Source organism: Nocardiopsis sp. NRRL B-16309, from assembly GCF_001279585.1.
Lineage (GTDB): Bacteria > Actinomycetota > Actinomycetes > Streptosporangiales > Streptosporangiaceae > Nocardiopsis.
Window position 1 is genome coordinate 38,440 of the sequence record NZ_LGEC01000075.1, and the last position, 23,860, is coordinate 62,299.

Annotated in this window: 19 protein-coding genes; 15 read left to right on the top strand and 4 right to left on the bottom strand. The window is 72.8% G+C overall.

Translation table 11 applies throughout. The annotated features are described in order from the left end of the window. Nucleotides 1-38: 38 nt before the first annotated feature. Nucleotides 39-1,700, bottom strand: a complete 1,662-nt coding sequence (locus tag ADL05_RS15295) for a PucR family transcriptional regulator (protein WP_053617637.1) — start codon at nt 1,698-1,700, stop codon at nt 39-41. 135 nt (nt 1,701-1,835) lie between these two features. Between ADL05_RS15295 and ADL05_RS15300 the strand changes: the two genes are divergently transcribed. Both ADL05_RS15300 and ADL05_RS15305 read left to right on the top strand, forming a co-directional pair. Then, a complete protein-coding gene (locus ADL05_RS15300; protein ID WP_053617638.1) occupies nt 1,836-3,134 on the top strand; it encodes an MFS transporter in 1,299 nt (432 codons plus the stop codon). Nucleotides 3,135-3,192: 58 nt separating this feature from the next. Continuing rightward, the gene (locus ADL05_RS15305; protein WP_053617639.1) at nt 3,193-4,806 is read left to right on the top strand and encodes an amidohydrolase; all 1,614 of its coding nucleotides are present in this window, start codon (nt 3,193-3,195) and stop codon (nt 4,804-4,806) included. 85 nt (nt 4,807-4,891) lie between these two features. On the opposite strand, the gene ADL05_RS15310 is transcribed toward ADL05_RS15305, so the two are convergent. Then, nucleotides 4,892-6,046: a S1 family peptidase gene (locus ADL05_RS15310; protein ID WP_053617640.1), complete on the bottom strand. Its 1,155-nt coding sequence runs from the start codon at nt 6,044-6,046 to the stop codon at nt 4,892-4,894. Between the two features lie 821 nt (nt 6,047-6,867). Between ADL05_RS15310 and ADL05_RS15315 the strand changes: the two genes are divergently transcribed. From ADL05_RS15315 to ADL05_RS15340, 6 genes are all read left to right on the top strand, one after another. Further along, nucleotides 6,868-7,071, top strand: a complete 204-nt coding sequence (locus tag ADL05_RS15315) for a ubiquitin-like protein Pup (RefSeq protein WP_053617641.1) — start codon at nt 6,868-6,870, stop codon at nt 7,069-7,071. 134 nt (nt 7,072-7,205) lie between these two features. Then, nucleotides 7,206-8,081, top strand: coding sequence for a proteasome subunit beta (gene prcB, locus ADL05_RS15320; protein WP_197285810.1), 876 nt, complete (start codon nt 7,206-7,208; stop codon nt 8,079-8,081). Between the two features lie 55 nt (nt 8,082-8,136). Continuing rightward, nucleotides 8,137-8,889 (top strand): proteasome subunit alpha, encoded by a 753-nt coding sequence (prcA, locus tag ADL05_RS15325; protein ID WP_053617643.1) that lies wholly within the window; start codon nt 8,137-8,139, stop codon nt 8,887-8,889. Between the two features lie 106 nt (nt 8,890-8,995). After that, nucleotides 8,996-10,354, top strand: a complete 1,359-nt coding sequence (gene pafA, locus ADL05_RS15330) for a Pup--protein ligase (protein WP_053617644.1) — start codon at nt 8,996-8,998, stop codon at nt 10,352-10,354. A 143-nt stretch (nt 10,355-10,497) separates the two neighbouring features. After that, the gene (locus ADL05_RS15335) at nt 10,498-11,634 is read left to right on the top strand and encodes an FKBP-type peptidyl-prolyl cis-trans isomerase (protein WP_053617645.1); all 1,137 of its coding nucleotides are present in this window, start codon (nt 10,498-10,500) and stop codon (nt 11,632-11,634) included. Nucleotides 11,635-11,818: 184 nt separating this feature from the next. Further along, nucleotides 11,819-12,832 carry a methionyl-tRNA formyltransferase gene (locus ADL05_RS15340; protein ID WP_053617646.1) on the top strand — a complete coding sequence of 338 codons (1,014 nt, stop codon included), beginning with the start codon at nt 11,819-11,821 and terminating at the stop codon, nt 12,830-12,832. Between the two features lie 266 nt (nt 12,833-13,098). On the opposite strand, the gene ADL05_RS15345 is transcribed toward ADL05_RS15340, so the two are convergent. Then, nucleotides 13,099-14,205 carry a DUF3866 family protein gene (locus ADL05_RS15345; RefSeq protein WP_053617647.1) on the bottom strand — a complete coding sequence of 369 codons (1,107 nt, stop codon included), beginning with the start codon at nt 14,203-14,205 and terminating at the stop codon, nt 13,099-13,101. Between the two features lie 97 nt (nt 14,206-14,302). Here ADL05_RS15345 and ADL05_RS15350 point away from each other — a divergent pair, with 97 nt between their 5' ends. The 7 genes from ADL05_RS15350 (at nt 14,303) to ADL05_RS15380 (ending at nt 22,498) form a co-directional block, all read left to right on the top strand. After that, on the top strand, nt 14,303-16,354 hold the full coding sequence (locus tag ADL05_RS15350; RefSeq protein ID WP_053617648.1) for a YafY family protein: 2,052 nt from the start codon (nt 14,303-14,305) through the stop codon (nt 16,352-16,354). Between the two features lie 60 nt (nt 16,355-16,414). Next, nucleotides 16,415-16,597, top strand: a complete 183-nt coding sequence (locus ADL05_RS15355; protein WP_053617649.1) for a hypothetical protein — start codon at nt 16,415-16,417, stop codon at nt 16,595-16,597. Between the two features lie 65 nt (nt 16,598-16,662). Beyond that, nucleotides 16,663-16,986: a Sec-independent protein translocase subunit TatA gene (gene tatA, locus ADL05_RS15360; protein WP_053617650.1), complete on the top strand. Its 324-nt coding sequence runs from the start codon at nt 16,663-16,665 to the stop codon at nt 16,984-16,986. A gap of 196 nt (nt 16,987-17,182) precedes the next feature. Further along, nucleotides 17,183-18,013: a twin-arginine translocase subunit TatC gene (gene tatC, locus ADL05_RS15365; protein ID WP_053617651.1), complete on the top strand. Its 831-nt coding sequence runs from the start codon at nt 17,183-17,185 to the stop codon at nt 18,011-18,013. A gap of 106 nt (nt 18,014-18,119) precedes the next feature. After that, on the top strand, nt 18,120-18,548 hold the full coding sequence (locus ADL05_RS15370) for a DUF397 domain-containing protein (protein ID WP_053617652.1): 429 nt from the start codon (nt 18,120-18,122) through the stop codon (nt 18,546-18,548). 83 nt (nt 18,549-18,631) lie between these two features. Beyond that, complete coding sequence (locus tag ADL05_RS15375) at nt 18,632-19,525, top strand: diacylglycerol kinase family protein (protein ID WP_053617653.1); 894 nt, start codon at nt 18,632-18,634, stop codon at nt 19,523-19,525. Nucleotides 19,526-19,654: 129 nt separating this feature from the next. After that, nucleotides 19,655-22,498 (top strand): RNA helicase, encoded by a 2,844-nt coding sequence (locus ADL05_RS15380; RefSeq protein ID WP_053617654.1) that lies wholly within the window; start codon nt 19,655-19,657, stop codon nt 22,496-22,498. 184 nt (nt 22,499-22,682) lie between these two features. Here ADL05_RS15380 and ADL05_RS15385 read toward each other — a convergent pair whose 3' ends face one another. Continuing rightward, nucleotides 22,683-23,756 carry a LacI family DNA-binding transcriptional regulator gene (locus ADL05_RS15385; protein ID WP_053617655.1) on the bottom strand — a complete coding sequence of 358 codons (1,074 nt, stop codon included), beginning with the start codon at nt 23,754-23,756 and terminating at the stop codon, nt 22,683-22,685. Nucleotides 23,757-23,860 lie beyond the last annotated feature (104 nt).

Below are 23,860 nucleotides of genomic sequence, written 5' to 3' on the forward strand. Positions count from 1 at the left end.
GGCCACGTCCCGAATGTTCCCGTGCGGACCCGCGGAGTTCAGGAGTGCCAGGTCCGGTCACGGCAGGGCATGGGGGCCAGACTCAGGGCGGTCCACAGTTCCAGGCGGGTGCGCGGGGCGTCCAGGCGGCGGCCCAGGACGCGTTCGGCCGTGCGGAGCCGGGACCGCAGGGTGTTGCGGTGCACGCCCAGGTCGCGGGCGGCCGCCTCGACCTGCGCCCCGTGGTCGAGGTAGTGCAGCAGTGTGTGCGCGAGGTCGGTGCCGTGGCGGCCGTCGTGCTCGTGCAGGGGACCCAGCACGGAGTCGGTGAAGGCCCGTGCCCCCTCCCTCGGGACCGCCGAGCGGAACAGGTCCCACGCGTCGGCCTCGTCGGTGTTGCGGTAGCCCTCCGCGGCGGCCTGGCGGGCCCGGGTCAGGGCCGAGGGCAGGTCGGCGACCCTGCGCGCACCGCAGGCGCCCGCGCCCCGGGGGCCGTTCGGCACCTCCGAGAGCGCGTGCAGCAGCCGCTCCCCGAAGTGCCGCCCCGCGGCGGCTCGTGCTCCGGCGTCTGCGTCCGGTACCGCGTCTGTCTGGGGCCCCGCCCCCGTCTGGGGCCCCGCACCCTTCTGAGAGCCCGCCCCCGTGTGAGGACCCGTGCCTGCGTGCCGCCCCGCGGTGGCCCGTGCCCCCGCGCCGGCGGGCAGGACCGCGACGACCGCGTCGGCCAGTGCGCACAGCCCCGCGCGGTCGGCCGCGTCGGTGGCGCCGAGCACGTCGGACAGGGCGTCGGCCGCCTCGTCCACCAGCGCACCGGGGTCCTCGCACGGCAGGTACACCACCTCCCAGGGCGGGTCGGGCAGCGTGAGCGGCGGCGCGGCGCGGCCGGAGACCGCCGCGGCCAGGTGCGGCGCGCGCTGGCGGTGCAGGGCGCGCCGGGTGTCGCGTGAGTGCATCAGGTCCACCGCGAGCAGGGACGCGGCGTGGTTGGCGAGCATCCTGGTGTGCGGGGTGACCTCGGAGTCGCAGTGCAGCGCCAGCCAGCCGAGCGTCCGTCCGGCCGGTCCGAGGTTCTGGAGCAGGACCGTCGCCCCCTCGTGGTCGAGGACCGCCATGCCGCGCGGCCGCCGGGCGGTGCTGGCGACCGTGGAGCGCACGAGCCGGTGCCAGGGCTGCTCGGTGGCCGGGGCGGCGGCGCTGGTCGTGCCGTTGCGGTCCAGCAGCAGCGACCGGCCCCCGGTGGAGGCGGCCAGGGTGGTGACGACCCCGGCCGGACCCGAGCGCAGGGCGGCGCGGGCCATGGCGTCCTGGGCGGTGAGCACACGGCTCTGGGCCCGGCCGCGTTCGGCGGCGTGGTGGGCGGCCACCGCCTCGACCACGGCGATGAAGGGGGTCTCGCCCTCGACGCAGAGCACCGGCAGGCCCAGGCGGTCGCCCTCGGCGACCACGGCGGGCGGGACGGTGTCCCCGGGGCCGTCCAGGGCCACGCCCAGGCCGACGCACCCGGCGTCGTGCAGGCGGCGCACGTAGGCGCGCTGGTCGGCGGCGGTGGTGCCCAGGCCCAGGCCCGCGGTGAGGACGAGTTCGCCGCCCCGGAGCCAGTGGACGGGGTCGTGCAGCTCGGTCACGTGCGCCCAGCGGATCGGCCGGTCGAGCCCGGTGCGGCCCGCCACCGCGCGGACCTCCAGGTCGGGTGCGCGGGTGATGTCGCCAAGGGTGATCACGTCGGCCTCCCGTCTTGTGCGGTGTGCACATCAGTCACAGGGTGCCATGTGCGGTCCGGCCCTGCGTGCGGCGCCGGGTGGTGACTACCGTCGCAGCATCACAGCCGTGGCCCGCAGCCACGAACGGAGGACCCCATGACACACCGCACATCCCTCACGTCCGCGCATCCCGCGCGGGCGGCGACGGCGGCCTTCGTCGGTACGACGATCGAATGGTTCGACTTCTACATCTACGCCACCGCAGCGAGCCTGGTCTTCGCGACGCTGTTCTTCCCCGCGGGCGTCGACCCCGTGGTCGGCCTCATGGCGTCGTTCGCGACCTTCTCGGTCGGCTTCTTCGCCCGACCGCTGGGCGGCATCGTCTTCGGGCACTTCGGCGACCGGCTGGGCCGCAAGTCGGCCCTGGTCGTCACCCTGCTGATGATGGGCACGGCCACGTTCTGCGTGGGCCTGCTGCCCACCTACGAGCAGGTCGGGTTCGTCGCGCCGCTGCTCCTGGTCGTCCTGCGCTTCGTCCAGGGCATCGCCGTGGGCGGCGAGTGGGGCGGCGCGGTCCTGATGGCCGTGGAGCACGCGCCGGAGAGGCACAAGACCTTCTACGGCTCCTTCGCCCAGCTCGGCAACCCCGCCGGAGCCCTGCTCGCGACCGGGTCGTTCGGCCTCATCACCGCCTGGGACGCCGACCTGCTCTACACCTGGGGCTGGCGCCTGCCGTTCCTGGCCTCGATCGTGCTGGTGCTGGTGGGCCTGTTCATCCGCCTGAAGGTGGAGGAGTCGCCGGTCTTCGCCGCGGTCCAGGAGGGTCCGGGCGAGCCGGAGGGCCTGCCCGTGCGCGAGGCGGTGCGCACGTCCTGGCGTTCGCTGCTGCTGGGCATCGGCGTCCTGCCGGTCGCGGTGGGCGGCTACTACATCGTCACCACGTTCCTGCAGGCCTACGGGGTCACCGAGGTCGGCATCAGCGAACAGGTCATCCTCAACGGCCTGACCCTGGCGGCGTTCGTGGAGCTGGTCGCCACCCTGGGGGTGTCCTGGCTGGGCGACCGCTTCGGCACCGTGCGCGTGGTCACCGTGGGCCTGGCGGCCGTGGCCGTCCTCGCGCTGCCTCAGTTCCTGGTCATGTCCACCGGCAGCACCGCGCTGATCCTGCTCATGCTGTGCGTCATGCGCCTGGCGATGGCCACCGTCTACGGGCCGATCGCCCGTGTGCTCGCCCAGATGTACCCGCCGCGGGTGCGCTACACGGCGATCTCGATCGCCTACCAGGTCGCCGGCGCCCTGTTCGGCGGGCTCTCGCCGCTGGTCTGCACGGCGCTGTACGCCGCGACCGGCAGCATCCTGCCCGTCGTCGGACTCCTGGTCGTGATGGCTCTGGTGAGCATCGTGTGCCTGCGCCGGGCGCCGCGCCACCGTGACGCCGAACTGCTGGCCGCCTGACCGATGTCCCCGCCGCCGGACCGCCGGCGGTACCCGCCACGAGGAGGAGAACTCGCCCGTGTCCGCTCTGCTCATCCACAACGCCAACGTCCTGACCATGGACGACGCCAACCCCCGGGCCGCCGCCGTGGCCGTGCGGGAGGGACGGGTCCGCCTCGCCGGGTCCGCCGAGCAGGCCCGCGCCGCGGCCGGGCCCGGGGCGGTGGAGGTGGACGCGGGCGGCCGCACCCTCCTCCCCGGGTTCATCGACCCGCACAACCACCTGCTGTCCACGGCCGAGTCCCTGGCGGCCGTGGACGCGGGCTACCCGCGGGTGGGCAGCGCCGCCGACCTGGTGCGCGTGGTCGCCGAGGAGGCCGCCCGCACCCCGGCGGGCCAGTGGATCCGCGCCTTCCACATGGACGACGCCAAGTTCCCGGGCGGCCGGCCCACCCGCCGCCACCTGGACGAGGCCACCGACGAGCACCCGGTGATCGTCTACCACGTCTCCGGCCACCAGGCGGTGGTCAACTCCGCCGCGCTGGCCTGGAGCGGGATCACCGAGAACGTCACCGACCCGGCGGGGGGCTCCTTCGTCCGCGACGAGGCGGGCCGGCTGACGGGCATGGTCCTGGACTCGGCGATGGAACTGCTGCTGCCGCTGGCGGTGGACATCGGCTGCCACGGCCCCAACTTCCACACCGCCCTGCCCGCCGACCAGCTGCTGGGCTGGCTCTCCGACGCCGCGGGCCCGTACCTGTCCGCCGGTGTGACCACGGTGTGCGACCCCCAGGTCTCCGCCCGGGAGCTGCGTGTGTACCGGGCCGCCCGCGCGGCGGGGACGCTGCCGCTGCGCACCTTCGGCATGCCCCTGTCGCACCAGCTGGACGCGCTCACCAGCGCCGGGCTCGCCAGCCCCTTCGGCGACGACTGGCTGCGCCTGACCGGTATGAAGTTCTACTCCGACGGCACGCTGCTCGGCGGCACGGCGAAGTTCTCCGTCCCCTACGGCGAGCACGGCGAGTTCGCGGGCAGCCTCTACCACGATCCGGACCGCCTGGTGGACCTGGTCACCCGGGCGGCGGGCGAGGGCTGGCAGGTCGCGATCCACACCCAGGGCGACGCCGCCATGGAGCACACCCTGGCCGCGATCGCCTCGGCCGCCCGGGTCTCGGGACCGGACGCGCGCCCGCGCGTGGAGCACTGCGGCCACCCCACCCCGGAGCAGGCCAGGCGCTTCACCGACTACGGGGTGATCCCGGTCAACCAGCCCAACTTCCTGCACGACAGCGGCGGCGACTTCCTGCGCCGGCTGGGCGAGCGCGCGCACCGGCTCCAGCCCATGCGCGAGGAGATCGACCTCGGGCTGCGGCCCGTGCTGTCCAGCGACTCCTTCGTCTCCAGCCTGCGTCCAATGGACACCGTGGCCAACGCGGTGTGCCGGACCACCAGGGAGGGGCTGGAGATCGGCGTCGACCAGGCGGTGACCCTGCACGAGGCGCTGCGCGCCCACACCCTCGACGCGGCCCACGCGCTCGGGGTGGAGGACCGTCTGGGGGCGCTGCGGCCGGGGTACCTGGCCGACCTGGTGGTCCTGGACGCCGACGTGGAGGCGGTGGACCCCGACCGGCTGCGCACGGTGGGCGCGTGGCTGACCGTCCTGGACGGGCAGGTCGTGCACGGGACCGGCTGAACAGCGCCGACCGGGGAACGGGGGACGTCCCCGCCCGCGTGCGGCGCGGACGGGGACGTCGGGGGATGGTGCGGGGTGGGCCGGGTCAGCTCGTGCGGATGTTCACGCCCCACGAGTTGATCATCGGCGTGACCTCCTGGTAGTAGGTCGTGCCGCCGGAGGAGCAGTTGCCCGAGCCGCCGGAGGTGACGCCCTGGGCCTGCGTGCCGGAGATGAACGAGCCGCCGGAGTCACCGGGCTCGGCGCACACGTTGGTGCGGGTGAGCGAGTAGACGGTGCCCTGCGGGTAGCGGACGGTCTGGTTGCGGGCCTGGATGGTGCCGCAGTGCCACCCGGTGGTGGAGCCGGAGCGGCACACGGCCGAGCCGATCGGCGCCTGGGAGGTGCCGGTCACGGACTGGTAGCCGCCGGAGTTGTAGCGGTAGACCAGGTTGTAGAGGGTGAAGTTGGACGTGCCGCGGACGAAGGCGGCGTCGTTGCCGGGGAAGGCCGAGCGCTCGAAGACGCCGGTGCCGTTGCCGATGGTGACGCGGGTGCCGACGCTGCCGCAGTGGCCGGCGGTGACGAACCCGGCCTGGCCGGAGCTGTTGGTGGCGGGGAAGCCGATGGAGCAGCGTCCGCCCATGTAGTAGGCCAGACCGCCGACGATGTTGGCGTAGGTCTCGGCCTGCTCGGCCACTTCCTCGACCTGGACGGCGGAAGCGTCCACGCCGGCGGCCTCGACGAGGGCGTCGACGTCGGCGTCGGAGCCCTCCAGGACCTCGACGACGACGGTGTCGCTCTCCACGTCGGGGTACCAGCCCACGACGCCCTCCTGGGCGTCGGCGGCGTTGAGGTCCTCGACGACGTCTTCGAGGCCGTCGATCCCGTGGGTGACGACGGTGGCCTCGGCGCCGGCCGCCTCGACCGCGGACACGGCGTCGGCGTCGGTCACCAGGACGGTGAGTTCTCGGGTGTCGATGTCGAACAGGGAGCCGCCGTAGGCGTCGCCCGCGGCCTCGGTGGCCTCGGCGTCGACGTCCAGTGCCGCCTCCTGGGCCTCAAGGAGCTCTTCTGCCTGTGGGGTGGACAGGTCGAGGTCCGCGGCCAGTGCCTCCATCATGGTGGAGGCGGTGTCGTCGGGGGTGGGGGCCTGTGGTGCGGCGGCCGGGGCCGCGAGGGCTCCCGGTGCCATGGTGAGGGCGAGACCGAACGCCAGGGCGCCGGTTCCGATGGCGGAGATAACGGGGGAGGGTCGCATTGATCCCTACTCTCCAAGGGGGATTGGCGGGGGAACGGGGACCTCGCCTGGGTCGGGCGCTGTCCCCTTATCGGAAGCGAGTTCCTTTCGCTCCCGATATTCACCGATACATCCGGTAAACGATTCACCACCTTAGGTCGACACTTTGGTGGGCGAAAGCCCCGCAATGAGTAGAACCATGCAGTTCCAGGTGGGGTCATCGGGTCACTGGATTTATGGTGATGACTACTCGTAGCCATCACTCGGTTGACCTTGCGTTATCGAGTGCGCGTAGTGACGCAGTGAGAGCAAGGCGTGTGCGCAAGGGGATCTTCGTGGCCGGATGCGGCCAGTGGTACCGGGTACCTTTCGTGACCTCATGGATACACCGCCGTCATACCTGAGGTCAGAGGGGTGCGGCCGACCGCCGCGCGGGCCGTGCCGGGGTGCGTCGGACAGGGATCGGGCGCCTCGGGCTTGACAGCGGGGCCCGTACAGAGCGGCTGCTGCGCGTGCGCACAGCGCACATCTGCCGGTCCGCGCCGCGGCGGCGCGGCGGGGGCGGCCCCCGTCCCACGAGCTCCGGGACGTCGGCTCCGGGGCGGCGGGGAGGGACCGGGGTACGGACGCCACGGCCGAGGGCCCGACCACTTCGCCTGCTCGGAGCGCGACGGCCACTGAGCGCCGTGGCCGGCCGGGGAGGCGGTCCCGGTGCGGTCCGAGTGCGCGCGCACGCGGGGGACCACGAGGTAACTTGCGGGTATCGGGCCCCGGGAAGTGGGTTGAGCCGCTCGTGGTTGGGCCAAGATAAGGGCGAGAGCCCCGAACGGGAGGTAGCGAGGATGGCGACGAAGGACACCGGCGGTCAGAAGCACGCCTCACGCCGCGACGAAGAGGTCGAGGAGACCGAGGCCGCGGCGGACGTCCAGGAACGCAAGGAGCAGATGGACGAGGACGTCGACGACATTCTCGACGAGATCGACGACGTGCTCGAGAGCAACGCCGAGGACTTCGTGCGGCAGTTCGTCCAGAAGGGCGGACAGTAGCCGCCCGCGGTGGTTCGCTGACAGCGCACTCGGGCACCACCAGCCCCACTGCGCACAGGACTAGGGTCGGTTCCACGGCCGGGCGCACCGCTCGGCCGTCGTAGACAAGGACAACAGGCGCCCCACCCGCCCCCATGCCGGGGTGGGGCGCGAGTGGAGGGAGTCGCGTGTTCGCAGGGTTCGAGGGCGGACGGTTGCCCGCCGCGTTCATGAGTGCGGGAACCTCGTCATTCACGGAGTTTCTCACATCGGTCCACCCGGAGATGCTGCCCGGGCACAGGCTCCCCGAGAGCGGTGCGGCCGGGCACCTCACCCCTGACGCGACGACCATCGTCGCCCTGACCTATCCCGGGGGAGTACTCCTGGCCGGCGACCGCCGGGCCACCCAGGGCAACGTCATCGCCAACCGCGACATGGAGAAGGTCTTCCGCACCGACGAGTTCTCGGCCGTGGCGATCGCCGGGTCGGCCGGATTCGGTATCGAGATGGCCCGCCTGTACCAGGTCGAGCTGGAGCACTACGAGAAGATGGAGGGCCGTTCGCTCACCCTGGAGGGCAAGGCGAACAAGCTCGCCCAGATGGTCCGGGGCAACCTGGGTCTGGCCATGCAGGGGTTCGTGATGATCCCCCTCTTCGTCGGATTCGACGAGAACACCGCTCAGGGGCGGGTGTTCAGCTACGACGCCGTCGGCGGGCGCTACGAGGAGCACCGCTACCACTCCATCGGATCGGGCTCGGTCTACGCCAGGGGCTCGATCAAGAAGCTCTACACCGACGACCTGGACGAGACCACCGCGATCAAGGTGGCCCTGGAGTCCCTCTACGACGCCGCCGACGACGACTCCGCCACGGGCGGACCGGACCTGCACCGCAAGATCTTCCCGCTCATCGATGTCATCACCGAGGACGGGCACCGGCGGATCCCCGCCGAGGACGTCGCCCGGCTGGCCACGGAGGTGGTCGAGGGACGGGCGACCGACCCCGACGGACCCACCGCCAGCCTGAGCTGACCACGGATCCCGCCCCACACCAGACATTCCCCGAGTAGCGAAGGAACGATCCGCGGTGTCGATGCCGTTCTACGTCGCCCCCGAACAGCAGATGAAGGACAAGGCGGACTACGCGCGCAAGGGCATCGCGCGCGGCCGCAGCGCCGTCGTCCTGCAGTACGAGGGCGGCATCCTCATGGTGGCGGACAACATGTCCCGCACCCTGCACAAGATCAGCGAACTGTACGACCGGATCGGCTTCGCCGCCGTCGGCCGCTACCCCGAGTTCGAGAACCTGCGCCTGATGGGCGTCCGCTTCGCGGACGTGCGCGGGTACCAGTACGACCGGCGCGACGTCAGCGGGCGCCAGCTCGCCAACATCTACGCCCAGACGCTGGGCACCGTCTTCAGCGAGAGCCTCAAGCCGTGGGAGGTGGAGATCGTCGTCGCCGAGGTCGGGGACACCGCCGCCGACGACGAGATCTACCGCATCACCTTCGACGGCTCCATCGTCGACGAACAGGGCTTCGTGGCGGTCGGCGGCTCCTCCGACCACGTCGGAACCGTCCTGAAGGACCGCTTCGCCGCCGACGCCCCCCTCAGCGCGGCCCTCAACACGGCCACCCACGCGCTGGCCAGGGAGAACGGGGAGGAACGTGAACTGGAGGCCTCCAACCTGGAGGTCGCCGTGCTGGAGCGCTCCAGGGAGCACCGCAAGTTCCGCCGCATCCACGGACGGCGTCTGACCAGCCTCATCGAGGAGGGGCAGGCGGCGGCCCGTACCTCCTCCGGCGGCGGTGACACCACCGAGGACGAGGCCAACGAGTGACCTGCGAACAATGATCACGATGCGGCGCGGGGACGCGTCGCGGCGCGGGTGCGGACGGCGAGGCCCCGCCGTCCGCACCCCGGTGACGGGAAGTTGGTGAGTCCGCGTGGAACGACGGATCTTCGGGCTGGAGAACGAGTACGGAGTCACGTGCACCTTCCGGGGGCAGCGCAGGCTGTCGCCCGACGAGGTGGCCCGCTACCTGTTCCGGCGGGTGGTCTCCTGGGGGCGCAGCAGCAACGTCTTCCTGCGCAACGGGGCCCGCCTGTACCTGGACGTGGGCAGCCACCCCGAGTACGCGACCCCCGAGTGCGACAGCCTGCTGGACCTGGTGGCCCACGACAAGGCGGGCGAGCGGATCCTGGAGGGGCTGCAGGTCGACGCCGAGCAGCGCCTGCACGAGGAGGGCATCGCCGGCGACATCTACCTGTTCAAGAACAACACCGACTCGGCGGGCAACTCCTACGGCTGCCACGAGAACTACCTCGTGGGCCGGCACGGCGAGTTCGGCCGCCTGGCCGACGTCCTCATCCCCTTCCTGGTCACCCGCCAGATCATCTGCGGAGCGGGCAAGGTGCTGCAGACCCCGCGCGGCGCCCTGTTCTGCGTCAGCCAGCGGGCCGAGCACATCTGGGAGGGCGTGTCCTCGGCGACCACGCGCTCGCGGCCCATCATCAACACCCGCGACGAGCCGCACGCCGACGCCGAGCGGTTCCGCCGACTGCACGTCATCGTCGGCGACTCCAACATGAGCGAGACCACCACGCTGCTCAAGCTCGGCTCGACCGACCTGGTGCTGCGGATGATCGAGGCCGGGGTGGTCATGCGCGACTACACCCTGGAGAACCCCATCCGGGCCATCCGCGAGGTCAGCCACGACATGACCGGCCGGCGCAAGGTGCGCCTGGCCAACGGCCGCGAGGCCAGCGCCCTGGAGATCCAGCGCGAGTACCTGGAGAAGGTCCAGGGCTACGTCGACCGCCACGGCACCGACGCCGTCGGCAAGCGGATCCTGGACCTGTGGCAGCGCACCCTGGAGGCGGTCGAGACCCAGAACCTGGACCTGGTCTCCCGGGAGATCGACTGGGTGGCCAAGTACAAGCTGCTGGAGCGCTACCGCGACAAGCACGACCTCTCCCTGTCCTCCCCCCGGGTGGCCCAGCTCGACCTGACCTACCACGACATCCACCGCGACCGCGGCCTGTTCTACCTGATGCAGAACCGCGGCCAGATGGAACGGGTGGTCAACGACCTGAAGATCTTCGAGGCCAAGTCGGTGCCCCCGCAGACGACCCGGGCCCGGCTGCGCGGCGAGTTCATCCGCCGCGCACAGGAACAGCGCCGCGACTTCACCGTGGACTGGGTCCACCTCAAGCTCAACGACCAGGCGCAGCGCACGGTGCTGTGCAAGGACCCCTTCAAGTCGGTGGACGAACGGGTGGAGAAGCTCATCGCCGGGATGTGACCGGCGGACGGACCCCGGACCCCGTCCCACCGGCGGGGTCCGGAGGGGCCAGCGGCGGGGGCCCAGCACGGTCAAGGGTGGCCGAACTCCCTCTTTTCGGTAGTGTGACTCTGTCCTGAGCCGGAAATCAGAGGTTGTGACTCATGCACCGACGTGCTGCCGCCCTCGCGGTGCCACTGACCGCCCTTGCGCTGGCGGTCTCAAGCTGTGGATCCATCCCCGACGAGTGGCGCACTCCCGCCTTCCTCCGCATGGGTGATGAGGAACTCGACCCTCGTCTTCCGGAGGTGACCGGTGATGTCGGGGAGGCACCCGAGGTCACCTTCCCGGACAACGAGCCGCCGGACGAGGAGCTCTCCGGCATCGTGAGCCAGGGATCCGGCGAGGACGAGCTGGTGCGCAACGACGACCTGCTCATCGCCAACGTCGCCCAGTACCAGTGGACCGCCCCGGGCGAGGGCGAGCTGGTGGAGGGGCAGTCCAGCTACGAGACCGGCGCGCCCGACCTCGTGCGCATGGAGCAGATGCCCGAGTACATCACCGAGGGCATCGTCAACCAGCCGGTCGGCAGCCGGGCGGTGTTCGTCTTCCCGCCGCTGACCGAGGAGGAGCGCACCCAGGCCGAGGCCGCCGGGCAGCCGGCCCCCGAGGGCGCCAGCGTCCTGGTCCTCGACATCATGGACCGCTTCAACAAGGGCGCGGTCGTTCCCGGCGAGCAGAGCACCGACGGCGGCGGCGACCTGCCGGAGGTGGTCCAGGAGGGCCACAGCCAGCCGGAGATCACCATCCCCGACACCGACCCGCCCGAGGACCTGGTGGTCGAGCCCCTCATCGAGGGCGACGGCGCCGAGGTCGAGGACGGCCAGCAGATCATCGTCCAGTACACGGGCGTGCGCTGGGAGGCCGACGAGAGCGGCGCCCACGAGCCCTTCGACTCCACGTGGAGCCGGGCGGGCGACCCGTTCGACACCACGATCGGCGCGGGCGCCGTCATCGAGGGCTGGGACGAGGGCATCGTCGGCCAGCGGGTCGGCAGCCGCCTGCTCCTGGTCGTCCCCGGTGACATGGCCTACGGCGAGACCGAGGAGGAGGCGATGGGCGGCCCCGTGGGCACCCTCGTCTTCGTGATCGACGTCCTGGGAGCGGTGGACAACCCGCCGCCCGCCGAGGAGCCGAGCGCCGAGCCCTCCGACGGAGCCGCGGACGAGGAGGCCACCGACGAGGAGGCCTCGGAGGACGGGGACTCGGAGGAGAGCCCCGAGGAGAGCACGGAGGAGTAGCCGCCGCGGCGCCCCGCCCCGCGCGTGGGCACCGCGCGAGAACGACACCACGCCCGGCCGGGCCGCCCCGGCCGGGCGTTCGGTGTTCCCCGGGAGCGGACACGCCCGGGCCGCCGGTGGTCCGCGGCGTGCCGGAACGGGTGCGTAGAGTCGGGGCAAACGGTCCCGGAGCGAGGGGGAGCCCATGGCCGACCAGCGTCGCTACTGCTATGTGTCCGGGCTGAGCCTGGGCATCGACGCACTGGAAGAGCTGTGCGCCAGGGGGAGGCCGCCGAGCCTGGTGCTGTCCTACCCGGCCGAACTCGCGCACCGGTCCGGATACGCCGACTACGAGGCGGTGACCCGCCACCACGGACTGCCGCACGTGCGGGTCGCCGACATCAACTCCGACGAGTCCCGCGACGCCCTGGCCACCCACGGCATCGACCTGATGGTCGTGGCGGGCTGGTCGCAGATCGTGCACGAACAGGTCCTGTCCGCCCTGCCGCTGGGCGCGGTGGGCCTGCACCCCACGCCGCTGCCGGTCGGACGCGGGCGGGCGCCGATCACCTGGACGATCCTGCGCGACTTCCGGGCCAGCGCGGTCACACTCCTGCACCTGGACGCCGAGCCCGAGACCGGCGACATCATCGACCAGACCTGGTTCGACCTGGCCCCGGACGTGACCGCCACCCACCTGTACGGCCTGGTGGCGCGCCTGCAGTCCGACCTGCTGGTCCGCCACCTGGACGACATCCTGGCCGGTACCGCGCCGCGGTGGCGCCAGACGGGGCACCCGTCGGTGTGGCCGCGGCGCCGTCCCAGTGACGGCCACCTGGACTTCACCGCCGCCGGACGGGACGTGGACCGGATGGTGCGCGCCCTGGCCGAGCCCTATCCGGGTGCCTTCGGGATGTTCGGGGGCGCCCGGATCACGCTGTGCTCCGGGCGGCTGGACGAGTCCGTTCCCGGCGGGGCGCCCGGGCAGGTCGTCGCCGCGGGTCCGGGGCGTACGTGGGGTGTGACCTGCGGGGACGGGACGGTGTTCGTGCCCGAGGCCCTGCGCGTGGACGAGGGCGTGCGGGCCGAGCCCACCTCGCTGGCCATGTTCCGGCCCGGCGCCTTCTTCGACGCGCCCTCGTCGCACATGCTCGACGCCACCCAGCGCGCGCCGGTTCCCGGCCAGGCGCGCAGTCCGGAGAACCTGCTGCGCGCCTGAGCCGCCAGGACGCCTCCGGGCCGCCGCCCCGTGGAGCGGCGACGGGCGCGGGTCCCCCGGCAGAGGCCCGTCAAGGCGGGTCGCGGGCGACGGGCGGGAGTATCCAGTGGTGCTCCCGCGAGGCCGATGAAGGAGTGCTCCTCCTGTGCGGCTTCGCCGTTGTGGTGCAGCGCGGGCCCGGATGGTTCTCCTGTCGACCGCTGGCCACGGAGACGGCGTGTGGCCGGAGCGGACGTGCGGCAGGTGGGTGGGCGCGCTCTCCGGAACTAGCGGCGGCCGGGGCGGGCGAGGAGGCGGGCGGCGTGCCGGCCGGCGGCGGCGGCGCTCAGGAACGCGGGCCGGTCCTCCTCCAGTCCCCGGCCCATCGTCGACACCTTCACCGGGAGGGCGCGCAGCTCGTCCTCCAGCCCCTCCACCCCCACGTTGACCAGCGCGTGCCGCTGGCCCAGCGCGGCGGTCTGGGTGCGCACGAGCTCGCCGAAGGGCCCGGGCAGGGCGGGGACCACCACGTCGGCCCTGGCCAGGGCGACCCGGCCGAAGGCCGTCAGGCTGTGGTGGGACACCCCGCGGTGGCGCTCGCGCCGGTCGGCCTCACTGATCCGCAGGGCGGCGACGGGCCGACCGCCCAGGACCCCCACGGCGTTCACGGCCTCTCCGCAGGCCACCCCGGAGAACCCCCAGGGCGTGCCCGTGCCCAGGTTGCCCGGCCCCTGGCAGACCACCGCCAGGTCGGCGCCCAGGACGTGGCGGGCGGCGAGCAGCCCGGAGTGCACCGTGACGGCCTCCAGGTCGCCGCCGTAGGCCTGGCCGGTGGTCACGCACCCCGACACCAGCCCCTCCTGTCGCAGAGCCCCCACGAGCTGTGAGAAGGCGGCGGGCAGGGCTCCGCCGTCGAGCATCACGTACGCGATCCGGGCGGCGGGGGCCTCGGCACGGACGCCCGCCACGACCGCGGGCAGGGACGAGTGCAGGTCGGCGACCACCACGGGCATCCCCTCCACCCCCGTGGCCGCGCGGAGCCGGCCGTGGTGGGGCGAGTCCTGTTCGTCGGTGCCCAGGACCGTGGTCTGCAGCGGGGTGTAGCGGGCCTTGACCAGGTGCCCCGGGCCCTCGCGGTCGGGCGGCAGCCGGTCGGGCACGGCCACGACCAGCGCGTATCCGCCGGTGCCCAGTCCCAGGTCCAGGGCACCGGTGTTGAGCAGCACCCCGTCGCCCGCCTCGGGGCGGCCCACGACGTCGGGGTAGGCCAGCGCGCGGCACCGCCGCGGGGCGGGGTCGTCGTCCCCGCGGGGATGGACGTCCACCTCGCACACGAGCACCCCCGGCCAGGAGGGCAGGATCTGACGGACTTCTCCACGGCGCCACCGGATCATGCTGGGCACGGTACCTTCGATGCTGAGCCGGTGTCGGGACGACGCGCCCTCGCGTGTCCGGCCGGTCGTCCACCGAGTGTCGAGAAGGGTGCGGGCGATGTCGCGCAGGAAAACGGAACGCCAGCTGAACCTGGTCATCTGTCTGTTGTCCACGCGCCGCCATCTGACCGCGCAGGAGATCCGGCAGACGGTACTGGGCTACGCCGAGGCGGAGTCGGAGTCGGCGTTCAAGCGCATGTTCGAGCGCGACAAGCGGGAGCTGCGCGACAGCGGCATCCCCATCCAGGTCGGCACCGGTGACGCGGTCAGCGGCGAGGAGGGCTACCGTATCTCCCGCAGCGACTACGAGCTGCCCGAGATCGAGCTGCTGCCCGACGAGGCCCTGGTCCTGGGCCTGGCCGCGCGCGCCTGGCGGCACGCCTCGCTGGGCGAGGCGGCGGCCAACGCCCTGTTCAAGCTGCGGTCGGCCGGGGTCCCGGTCGACACCGAGGCCGCGCCCGGGCTGACCCCGGCCATGCGCACCGACGAGCCCTCCTTCGGCCCGGTGTGGCAGGCGGTGCGCGACCGCCGCCCCATCGCCTTCGACTACCGCAAGCCCGGCCAGGCCGGTTCCGAGCGGCGCGAGATCGAACCCTGGGGCATCGTCAACCAGCACGGCCACTGGTACGTGGTCGGCCACGACCGCCGCCGCGGGGCGCGCCGGGTCTTCCGGCTCGGGCGCGTGCAGGGCGAGGTCGACGTGCTGCGCGGCGGCCCCGACGTGCAGGTGCCCGAGGGGGTCGACCTGCGTTCGGTGGTGGCGACCCAGCGGGCCGAGCCCGAGCGCTCGGCCACCGTGCGGGTGCGCACCGACTCCGCGCACGAACTGCGCCGCCGCGCGCTGCGGGTGGTGCCCGGCGAGCGCGACGGCGGAGGCGGCGGGTGGGACACCCTGAGCTACCCCTACGTCGACACTCCCGACCTGGTGCGGGCGGTGGCCTCCTTCGGCTCGCGCGCCGAACTGGTCGAGCCCGCCGACGCCCGCGACGCGGTCGCCGCCCACCTGGCGGACACCGCCGCGCACGAGGTCGCGCCGGGCGAGCCCGAGGACGCGGTCGCCCGGACCGAGGCGGTGGCGCCCGCCCGCGGCCCGCGCTCCTCCGACCAGCTGCGCCGCCTGCTCATGCTCGTGCCCTACGCGCTGGGCCGCGACCTGCGGGTCGAGGAGGTGGCCCGCCACTTCGGGCTCAGTGAGAAGCAGGTCGTGGCCGACCTGGGGCTGCTGTGGATGTGCGGCCTGCCCGGCTACACCCCCGGCGACCTCATCGACGTCGACCTGGACGCGGCCCGCGAGACCGGGGAGATCATCCTCGGCAACGCCGACACCCTGGCGCAGCCGCTGCGGCTGACCGCCGACGAGGCGGCGAGCCTGGTCGTGGGCGTGTCCCTGCTGGAGGCGCTGCCCGAGGCCGAGGGGCTGGAAGGCGGCGCCCTCAAGCGGGTGGGCGAGAAGCTGCGGGCCGCGGCCGGGGCCGCCGCGGGCGCCCTGGTGGACGCGGTGCAGGTCCGCCTGGACATGGACGAGCAGGTCGCCCGGACCCAGCGCCGCTGCGCCGACGCCCTGGAGTCGGGCCAGCGGCTGCACCTGCGCTACCTGTCGGGCTACCTCGACCAGGTCACCGAGCGCGAGGTGGACCCCATGGGGCTGGTCGTACAGGACGGCAACCAGTTCCTGGAGGGGTACTGCCGTCTGCGCCAGGACGTACGCCTGTTCCGCCTGGACCGGGTACTGGAGCTCACGGTCCTGCCCTACGCGGCCGAGGTCCCCGAGGGGGTGGGCCGCCGCGACCTGTCCGGGGGCGTCCTGCAGCGCTCGGACCGCGACGCCCTGGTCACCCTGGACCTGGAGCCCTCCGCCCGCTGGGTGACCGAGGACTACGTGTGCGAGTCGGTGCTCGAACGCGAGGGAGGCGGTGTCCGCGCGACCCTGCGCACCCCCGCCCCCGCCTGGGTCGCGCGGCTGGCGCTGCACCTGGGACCGGAGTGCCGGGTGGTGGCTCCGGCTGCTCTGGCGGAGGAGGTGCGGGCGGAGGCCCTGCGGACCCTGGAGCACTACCGACCGGCCCGAACGCCGGTTTCCCTGGTCGAAACCACATCGTCGCCGGAGTGAGGCGCACATGTTCATGGAGGCGCGGGGTGTAGGTCATGCCGGAAGGGATATGGTGAATTCGTGATCGTCCTCGCTGTCCTGTTCGTGGTGGTTCTGACCGGAGCCGCCATCGGCGTGCTCGCGCTGCGCGTCCACCGCGCCGCACGCGAGCTGTCCGTACAGGTGAACCGGGCGTCGGGCGAATACCAGGCGAGCAGCGCCGCCCTGCGCGAGCGCGTCCGCCGGAGCGGTGCGGGGGCGTGACGGCCCCGCGGCGCATGCGCGTACCATCGAAGGCGCCTGGTCGCGCCCCAGAGAGAGGTTGAACCATGGGACCCTTTAACGGACCTACCATCGCCATCCTGGTGATCCTGGCCGTGCTGCTCTTCGGAGCCAAGAAGCTTCCGGAGCTGGCCCGCTCCCTCGGCCGCAGCGCGCGCATCCTCAAGGCCGAGAGCAAGGGCCTGGTCGAGGAGGAGAACGAGTCGACCGAGGACGACACGCAGCAGCAGGCCGGACGGCAGCAGCAGGGCCCCCAGGCCGCCGCGCCCACCGACGCCCCCCAGCAGCAGCAGGGCTACCCGCAGCTGCCCGCGGGCCAGCGCATCGTCCACGAGTCCGGCGAGCCCACCCGCCACACCTACGGCAACTGAGCGGCACCGCCCATGGGCGCGGACGGTGTCCGGCGGCCAGGGGCGGTAGGAGCCGACAGGGCCAGGCCCTACGGGCGCGGCGCCGCGGAGCGCCGCGCCGGACGGTTGTGAGGGGGTGGCCGCGCGCGCGGCCCCGAGGAGACAGGAAAGTGACGGGACGATGACGGCACGACGCCGGGAGAACCCAGAGGCCCGGATGCCGCTCATGGAGCACCTGCGCGAGCTGCGCGGACGCCTCACCAAGGCGATGATCGCCCTCGTTCTCGGCAGTGTGGTCGGGTACTTCGTCTACGACATCGTCTGGGAGATCCTCAAGGCGCCCTACTGCTCGCTGCCCGAGTCCGAGGCGGTCGACCCCGAGGGCTGCTCGCTCATCGTGACCGGCCCCTTCGACGCCTTCTTCGTGGCGTTCAAGGTGTGGGCGTTCGTCGGAGCCCTGGTCTCCGCCCCGTTCTGGCTTTACCAGCTGTGGGCGTTCGTCGCCCCGGCCCTGCACAGCCGCGAGAAGAAGTACGCCTACATCTTCGCCCCGCTGGCCGCCGTCCTGTTCATCGGCGGCGCGGTGCTGGCCTACTACGTCACCTCCCTCGCCCTGACCATGCTGTTCGGCTTCCTGCCCGAGGACGCGCTGACGTTCCTCACCATCGGGGAGTACCTGGACTACATGGTCGTCATGATGGGCATGTTCGGCCTCGGGTTCGTCCTGCCGCTCCTGGTGGCCCTGCTCAACCTCACCGGGGTTCTGCCGCACGCCGTGATCGCCAAGTGGCGGCGCGTCATCATCTTCGCCACGTTCGCCATCGCCGCGATCATCACCCCGGCCGAGCCGATCTCCATGCTGGCCCTGGCCGTGCCGCTCGTGCTGCTCTTCGAGATCGCCGAGGTCTTCGCCTTCCTCAACGACCGCCGCAAGCGCCGCGACGACCCCTACGCCGACCTGGACGACGACGAGATCTCCGAACTCGACGACGAGCTCTCGCCGCTGGAGGACACCGAGTCCGAACCGGAGACCGGAAAGCGGACCTGAGGGGGCGGCACGAGCCGCTAGGGTCGGGCGCAGTGGGCGACCGTAGGGCCCACGGGCCCGGAGAACGGCCTCCGGGCCGGTCCGGTGACTGGGAAGAGGAAGCACGATGAGCGAGCGGTCCGAGGCCAAGCGGGAGCTCCCTCCTGAGGCGATGGGCAACGAGAAGTGGCACGACACCACGCACGCGGTGTGGATGCGCTCCTCGCTGTCCAGGGACGACTCCGAGGCGGTCGTCGAGGTGGCCCGCTTCGACGATGATTTCCGCGCCGTGCGCGACGGCAAGGCCCCGGAGAAGGGCACGCTGTTCTTCACCCCCGCGGAGTGGGAGGCCTTCGTCCTGGGGGCCCGCGACGGTGAGTTCGACATCCCCGAGGAGTACCTCACCGAGGAGGAGCGCCGTATCCAGAACCGCGAGGTCGAGGTCGACGTCGCCTGGGTGCCCTCCCCGCTGAACACGCCGGAGGCGATGGAGGAGTACCATCGCCGCCAGCGCGAGGAAGCCGAGCAGGAGCAGGGCCAGGACGCCCGGTCCTGACGCACACCCGGGGCGCGGGGCGGTGCGGGCGGCCTCCACGCGTCCGCACATCCCCGCACCCGTGTTAGCAAGGTCCCCATTCCATGACCCCCCACATCGCCCTCCTGGTCAACCCCGCCTCCGGTCGGCGCCGCGCCGCGGTCACCGCGGTACGGCTGAAGGAGGCGCTGCGCGAGGCCGGCGCCCGTGTGTTCGTCTACAGCGGCGACTCGGCCGCGGACAGCCGGCGGCTGGCCCGCCTGGCGGTCGCGGACCGGCCCGACGCCCTGGTCGCGGTGGGCGGCGACGGGCTCGTGCACCAGGCCCTGCAGGCCGTCGTCGGCAGCGGCGTCCCCCTGGCGGTGATCCCGGCGGGCACCGGCAACGACATCGCCCGAGCCTTCTCCTCGCGCCGCCTGTCACCGCGCCGGGCCGCCGAGGCGATCCTGGCCGGGCGCGCCCGGTCGGTGGACTGCGTGCGCCTCAGGCTGGCCGACGGCACCCGGCGCCACTACCTCAGCGTGCTGGCGTGCGGCTTCGACGCCCGCGTCAACGAGCGGGTCAACGGCTTCCGGTTCGGGATCGGCCGCGCGGGCTACCTCGTGGGCCTCCTGGCCGAACTGCGCTCCTTCACCCCCATCGACTTCGAGATCACGGTGGACGGGCGCCGCATCGCCGAGCCCGGCATGCTGGTCGCGGTCGGCAACACCAGCGCCTACGGCGGCGGCATGCACGTGTGCCCGGACGCCGTCCCCGACGACGGGCTGATCGACGTGGTCTTCGCCCGCCAGGCGCCGCTGGGCCGGTTCCTGCGCTTGTTCCCGCGTGTGTTCAACGGCAGCCACACGAGCCTGGACGAGATCGTGGTGGAGCGCGGGCGCACGGTCACCATCGAGGGCGAGGCGGGCGCGGCCTACGCCGACGGCGAGCGCGTGGGTCCGCCGCGCCTGGAGTGCGAAGTGGTCCCCAAGTCGGTCGAGCTGCTGGAACTGGCCTAGGGCGAGCGCCCGCGGAACACGCCCCAGCGAACCGGGTGCGCCGGGCACTGCGGGTGCGGCGGCCCACACCGCCGGACTCGGCGTCCCGCATAGGATCACAGGCGTGAGATCTGAGACGCTGGGTGCCCTATGAGTAGTCACGCTGAGCGGTACGCCGCCTTCCGTCGGCGCAAGAGCGCCTCCAGCGCCGCGATCGAGGCCTTCCAGGGCCTCTACGGGTTCGAGTTCGACCCCTTCCAGGTCAGGGCGTGCAAGGCCCTGGAGAAGGGGCACGGGGTCCTGGTGGCCGCGCCGACCGGGTCCGGCAAGACCGTGGTCGGCGAGTTCGCCGTGCACCTGGCCCTGGGTGAGGGCACCAAGTGCTTCTACACCACGCCCATCAAGGCGCTGTCCAACCAGAAGTACAACGACCTGGTCCGCCGGTACGGCGCCGACCAGGTCGGCCTGCTGACCGGTGACAACAGTGTCAACGGCGAGGCGCCCGTGGTCGTGATGACCACCGAGGTGCTGCGCAACATGCTCTACGAGGGCTCCTCGACCCTGGGCGGGCTGGCCTACGTCGTCATGGACGAGGTCCACTACCTCGCCGACCGGTTCCGCGGCGCGGTGTGGGAGGAGGTGATCATCCACCTGCCCGAGTCGGTGCGCATGGTCGCCCTGTCCGCCACCGTGAGCAACGCCGAGGAGTTCGGTGAGTGGCTGCAGCAGGTGCGCGGGGACACCACGGTCATCGTCGACGAGACGCGTCCCGTGCCGCTGTGGCAGCACGTGATGGTCGGCCACCGCATGCACGACCTGTTCGTGGACGTGGCGGAGGAGACCGACGAGACCCGTGAGGAGCGGCCGGAGGGCCGCAAGGGCAAACGCAAGCGCGAACGCCGCCGCCAGGGCGGCGGGCGTCCCCGCGAGATCCAGGTCGGCGGGCGCACGCTGCACATCAACCCGAGCCTGACCCGGTTCGCCGAGGAGGACGCGCGGGTCACCCAGCTCGCCGACCGGCGCCGCCACCCGCAGTCGCGGGCGCGGGGCGGCACGCCGCGGCCCCGTTCGCGGTTCGCCCCGCCCCAGCGGCCGACCGTGATCGAGGAGCTCGACGACCAGGGCCTGCTGCCCGCGATCACCTTCATCTTCAGCCGGGCCGGCTGCGACGACGCCGTGCGCCAGTGCCTGGCCTCGGGCCTGGTCCTGACCACGCCGGAGGAGGCCGCCGAGATCCGCGAGTACGCGGAGTCCCAGTGCGCCGACATCCCGGCCGCCGACCTCACCGTGCTGGGGTTCGACGCCTGGCTGCGCGCCCTGGAGGCGGGGATCTCCGCCCACCACGCCGGCATGCTGCCCGCGTTCAAGGAGGTCGTGGAACAGCTGTTCTCGCGCGGGCTCATCCGCGCGGTCTTCGCCACCGAGACCCTGGCGCTGGGCATCAACATGCCCGCCCGCACCGTGGTCATCGAGAAGCTGGACAAGTGGAACGGCGAGACCCACGCCCAGCTCACGCCGGGGGAGTACACCCAGCTCACCGGGCGGGCCGGGCGCCGCGGCATCGACGTGGAGGGCCACGCCGTGGTGGTGTGGCAGGCCGGTACCGACCCCGAGTCGGTGGCCAGCCTGGCCGGAACGCGCACCTACCCGCTCAACTCCAGCTTCCAGCCCTCCTACAACATGGCGGTGAACCTGGTCGGCCAGGTCGGCCGCCGCCGCAGCCGGAACATGCTGGAGGCGTCCTTCGCCCAGTTCCAGGCCGACCGCGCCGTGGTGGGGCTGGTCAAGCAGCTGCGCAAGCACGAGGAGGCACTGGAGGGCTACGCGCGGGCCGCCGAGTGCCACCTGGGCGACTTCATGGAGTACGCCGGACTGCGCCGCGCCCTCAGCGACCGCGAGGCCGTCCTGTCGCGGACGCGGTCGATCCAGCGCCGCGACGAGGCCCTGGAGGCCCTGGAGCTGCTGCGCACGGGCGACATCATCCGCATCCCCTCGGGCCGCTTCTCCGGGCACGCCGTCGTGCTGGACCCGGGCCTGCGCAACGACCCGCCCGCGCCCCTGGTGCTGACCGTGGACAAGCAGGTCAAGCGGATCAACTCCACCGACTTCACCGTGCCGGTGAAGGCCTCGGGGCGCATGCGCGTCCCGAAGTCGTTCTCGGCTCGCTCCCCGCGCTCGCGCCAGGACCTGGCCTCGACCCTGCGCGCCAAGCTCAAGGAGCAGGGCACCGATCCCGCCGTCGAGCGCAGGCCGCGCGGGCAGGGCGAGGACGCCGAGGTGCGGCGGCTGCGCGCGCAACTGCGGGAGCACCCCTGCCACGGGTGCGCCGAGCGCGAGGACCACGCCCGCTGGGCCGAGCGCTACTTCCGGCTGGCCAAGGAGACCGACGCCCTGCGCCGCAGGGTCGAGGGGCGCTCGCACGTCATCTCGCGCACCTTCGACCGCGTGTGCGGGGTGCTGGAGGACCTGGAGTACCTGTCGGGCGACACGGTCTCGGAGGAGGGCGGCCGGCTGGCCAAGGTCTACTCCGAACTGGACCTGCTGGTCGCCGAGTGCCTGCGCCGGGGGGTGTGGAAGGACCTGACGCCGCCCGAGCTGGCCGCGTGCGTGGCCTCCCTGGTCTACGAGGCGCGGCGCAACGACGACGCCTATCCGCGGCTGCCCGGCGGGCGGATCGAGGAGACCCTGGCGGAGATGGTGCGGCTGTGGGGCGAGCTGCACGAGGTGGAGTCGCGCCACCGGGTGTCGTTCCTGCGCCAGCCCGACCTGGGGTTCGTGTGGACGGCGCACCGGTGGGCGCGCGGCGACCGCCTCGACGCGATCCTGCGCCAGGCCGACATGCCCGCGGGCGACTTCGTGCGCACGGCCAAGATGCTGGTGGACATGCTCGGCCAGATCGCCGGTGCCTCCGGTGACCCGGAGGTGCGCACCAACGCCCGCCGGGCGTCCGACCTCGTCCGGCGCGGCGTGGTGGCCTACACCTCGCTCACCTAGGAACGCGGCCGAGGCCGTCCCACCGGGCCCGGGGCGGGTTCGCCCCCGGCCCGGCCGAGCGGGTGCCGGTGCCGGGGGCACTAGTCCGCGGCCCGTGGTGGCGCGAAGGCCGCATCAACCGCCCCCGGCCCGGCCACCCCTGCGACATCGTGCTGTTCCCGCTCCGGCGGAGGGTCCCGCCGGATCAGTGGCCGGGCGGCGGGATCTCCCCGGAGCCGCGGACGATCAGCGAGGTGGGGACCCGCTCCTCCCTGGGCGCCCCGTCGTCCCCGGAGATGCGCTCGAAGAGGCGCTGGACGGCCAGCGTGCCGATGCGCATCACGTCCTGGGCGACCACGGTCACCCGGGGCGCCAGCAGGTCGGCCAGCGGGAAGTCGTCGAAGCCCACCACGGCCACGTCCTGGTGCCGTCCCCGCTCCTGGAGGGTCTGGATGGCACCGATGGTCACGAGGTTCTGGGCGGTGAACAGGGCCGTGGGCGGGTGCGGGGAGTCGAGCATGGCGGCCACGGCCCGGGCCGCGCTCCCGGGGTCGGGCAGGTCCAGGGCCACCCGGCCGGGGCGTTCGGGCAGGCCGCGCTCGGCCAGGGCCCGGCGGTAGCCCGTCAGGCGCTCGCCGACCGTGGTGATGGAGGATTCGTCGCCCAGGAAGGCGATCTCGCTGTGGCCGTGGTCGGCCAGGTGCAGGACGGCCTCGCGGGCCCCCTCGGTGTTGGTGGCCAGCACCGCGTCGGCCGCCAGCCCCCGCGGGGGCCGGTCCACGAACACCACCGGCGTGCCGGTGCGGATCTCGCGGTGCAGGTAGCCGTGGTCCGGGGCGGCCGGGACGATGATGATCCCGTCGACCCGGTGCAGGGTGGCGGCACGCACCAGTTCCAACTCGCGCTGGGGCTCCTCGTCCAGGCTTCCGGCGAACACCAGGGTGTCGTGCTCGCGGGCCACGTTCTCCACCGCCCGGCTCAGCGTGGCGGAGAAGGGGTTGGCGACGTCCTCCAGTAGCAGGGCGATCTGCCGGGTGGCGCCGTCGGTGCGGCGCAGACTGGAGGCGGCGAGGTTGGGCTGGAAGTCGAGCTGGGCGATGGCGCGGGTGACACGGTCGCGCAGGTCGTCGGAGACGGTGGAGACGCCGTTGATGACCCGCGAGACCGTCTTGATGCTCACCCCGGACAACGCCGCGACGTCGCGCATGGTCGCCCGGCGCGCCGGCTCTCCGGTCGCGGTCCGCTGGTCACTGTCTCTCTGGTTCACCGACACCTGCATCTACTCTCCGGACACCGTGGCGGCGCACCCGGGCGTGGCCGGGGCGGCACCATGGGGGTGCCGCCCCGGCGCTCACCGCCGTCCGGGTACGCGGGGGGACGGAC